The organism is Variovorax sp. P1_H12_2, assembly GCF_056405335.1.
Window position 1 is genome coordinate 1 of record NZ_JBFUCI010000599.1, and the last position, 2,860, is coordinate 2,860.

The window sequence follows — 2,860 nt, forward strand, 5'->3', positions numbered from 1 at the left end:
GGTGGACGCTGCGCCGCGCGCAAAGAATATGTGACGCTGTCGTGTCATACGCGCGACCTAGCATCCGCGTTTCTCATTCCCCCCTCAGGAGTCTTCATGCGATTCAAAACGCTCGCCATGGCATCGGCGCTGGCCGCAACGCTTTCCACTTCCGCGTTGGCGCAGACCGAAATCCAGTGGTGGCATTCCATGACCGCCGTCAACGGCGAATGGGTCAACGACCTGGCCAGGCAGTTCAACGAGAGCCAGAAGGACTACAAGATCGTGCCGACCTACAAGGGCCAGTACGACGAATCCATGACGGCAGCCATCGCCGCCTTCCGGGCCGGCAACGCGCCGCACATCCTGCAGGTCTTCGAAGTCGGCACCGCGACCATGATGGCCAGCAAGGGCGCCATCGTGCCGGTCGGCCAAGTCATGAAGGACGCCGGCGAGAAGTTCGACCCCAGCGCCTACATTCCCGCCGTCGCCGGCTACTACACGGCGCCGAACGGCCAGATGCTGAGCTTCCCGTTCAACAGTTCGACCACCATCTTCTATTTCAACAAAGACGCCTTCAAGGCGGCCGGCCTGCCGACCGACAAGGCGCCGGCGACCTGGCCCGAAGTGGTCGCCGCCGCGGCCAAGCTCAAGGCCAGCGGCCACAAGTGCCCGTTCACCACCGCCTGGCAGAACTGGACCCAGCTCGAGAGCTTCTCGGCCTGGCACAACGTCGAGTTCGCGACCAAGAACAACGGCCTCTCGGGCCTGGACCCCCGCCTGAAGGTCAATTCGCCGCTGCACCAGCGCCACATCGAGAACCTCGCGAGCATGGCCAAGCAGGGCCTGTTCATCTACAAGGGTCGTGGCAACGTGCCCGAGGCCTCGTTCGTCTCGGGCGAATGCGCCATGATCGCCACCTCGTCGGGCTTCTACGGCAACGTGGCGAAGAATGCGAAGTTCGCCTACGGCCTGACCGCACTGCCCTACTACCCCGACGTTCCGGGCGCGCCCCAGAACACGGTCATCGGCGGCGCCAGCCTGTGGGTGATGGCGGGCAAGAAGTCCGAGGAATACAAGGGCATCGCCAAGTTCTTCAGCTTCATCTCCACGCCTGAAGTGCAGTCCGCCAGCCACAAGCGCACGGGCTACCTGCCGATCACCACGGCCGCCTACCAGCTCACCGACAAGTCCGGCTTCTACAAGCAGAACCCGGGCACCGACGTCGCCGTGACGCAGATGATCCGCAAGGTGACCGACAAGAGCCGCGGCATCCGCCTGGGCAACTACGTGCAGATCCGCGCGATCGAGGACGAAGAACTCGAACAGGTCTGGAGCGGCAAGAAGACCGCCAAGGAAGCACTCGATGCCATCGTGACGCGCGGCAACGAGCAGCTCGAGCGCTTCCAGAAAGCTAATAAGGGCTGAAAGCCCTTATTAGCTTCGCTCCAACAGGGCACCCCACCCTGCCCTCCCCGCCGAGCGGGGAGGGTTCCTGCCGACGAGGCGGGCGCAGTTAGACTCGCAGCCCCGCCGGACATAGAACCGGCGGGGTTTCTTTTTGAGGGATTCATGGAAAAACGCGTCGTCTTTCGCTCGGGCTGGCTGCCGTGGGCGCTGCTCGCGCCGCAGATGGTCGTCATCGTCGTGTTCTTCTTCTGGCCGGCCAGCCAGGCGCTGATGCAGTCGATGCAGATGCAGGACGCCTTCGGCACCTCGACCGAATGGGTGGGCCTCGACAATTTCAAGCAGTTGTTCGCCGACCCGAAGTACATCGAATCCTTCGAGACCACGGCGCTGTTCTCCATCCTGGTCGCTTTCTTCGGCCTCACGATCTCGCTGGTGCTGGCCGTCTTCGCGGACCGCATCGTGCGCGGCGCGATGATCTACAAGACGCTCCTGATCCTGCCGTACGCGGTGGCGCCCGCGGTGGCCGCCGTGCTGTGGGTGTTCATGTTCTCGCCGTCGCTGGGCGTGGTCGCCTATGCGCTCGGCAAGGTCGGCATCGACTGGAACCACCTGCTCAATTCGACCCATGCCATGACGCTGATCGTGATGGCCGCGGTCTGGAAGCAGATCTCCTACAACTTCCTGTTCTTCCTGGCCGGCCTGCAGTCGATTCCGAAGTCGCTGATCGAAGCCGCCGCCATCGACGGCGCCAAGCCCTGGCGGCGCTTCTGGACGGTGCAGTTCCCGCTGCTGTCGCCGACCACCTTCTTCCTGCTGGTGATCAACGTGGTCTATGCCTTCTTCGACACCTTCGCGATCGTCGATGCCGCGACCCAGGGCGGACCGGGCCGATCGACCTCGATCCTGGTCTACAAGGTCTACTACGACGGCTTCAAGGCCATGGACCTCGGCGGCTCGGCCGCGCAGTCGGTGGTGCTGATGGCGATCGTGGTGGTACTCACCGTGGTCCAGTTCCGCTATGTCGAAAAGAAGGTGAACTACTAAGATGACCAGCCCCCACGCTCATCGCTTCGCGTATCGCTGCCCCCCAGGGGGGCGCTCAGTGCCCTTCGGGCGGCCGGGCGGGCACTGACATGGTCGAACGAAGCCCCAGCCTAGGCATCCTGGCGCATGCCGTGATGATCTTCGGCGTTCTGATCGTCGCCTTTCCGCTCTACCTGGCCTTCGTGGCGTCGAGCCACTCGGCGCAGGAGATCGTGCAGGCGCCGATGCCGCTCCTGCCCGGCGGCCATCTCTGGGAAACCTACAAGTCGGCGCTGTTCGGCCGCACGGCCGGCGCCGGATCGACTGCCCCCGTGGCCCGCATGATGTGGGTCAGCCTGGTGTCGGCGCTGGTCATCACCTTCGGCAAGATCGCGATCTCCCTGCTGTCGGCCTTCGCGGTGGTGTACTTCCGCTTCCCGTTCAAGAC

Annotated in this window: 3 protein-coding genes; all 3 read left to right on the forward strand. The window is 64.0% G+C overall.

Going from position 1 to position 2,860, the window contains the following annotated elements; genetic code table 11:
* Nucleotides 1–96: 96 nt before the first annotated feature.
* Nucleotides 97–1,407 carry a sn-glycerol-3-phosphate ABC transporter substrate-binding protein UgpB gene (ugpB, locus tag AC1D2K_RS32960; protein WP_478094416.1) on the forward strand — a complete coding sequence of 437 codons (1,311 nt, stop codon included), beginning with the start codon at nucleotides 97–99 and terminating at the stop codon, nucleotides 1,405–1,407.
* A gap of 144 nt (nucleotides 1,408–1,551) precedes the next feature.
* A complete protein-coding gene (gene ugpA, locus AC1D2K_RS32965; protein WP_478094417.1) occupies nucleotides 1,552–2,433 on the forward strand; it encodes a sn-glycerol-3-phosphate ABC transporter permease UgpA in 882 nt (293 codons plus the stop codon).
* Between the two features lie 89 nt (nucleotides 2,434–2,522).
* Nucleotides 2,523–2,860: ABC transporter permease (locus tag AC1D2K_RS32970; RefSeq protein WP_478094419.1), on the forward strand; the 338-nt coding region annotated here is incomplete at its 3' end.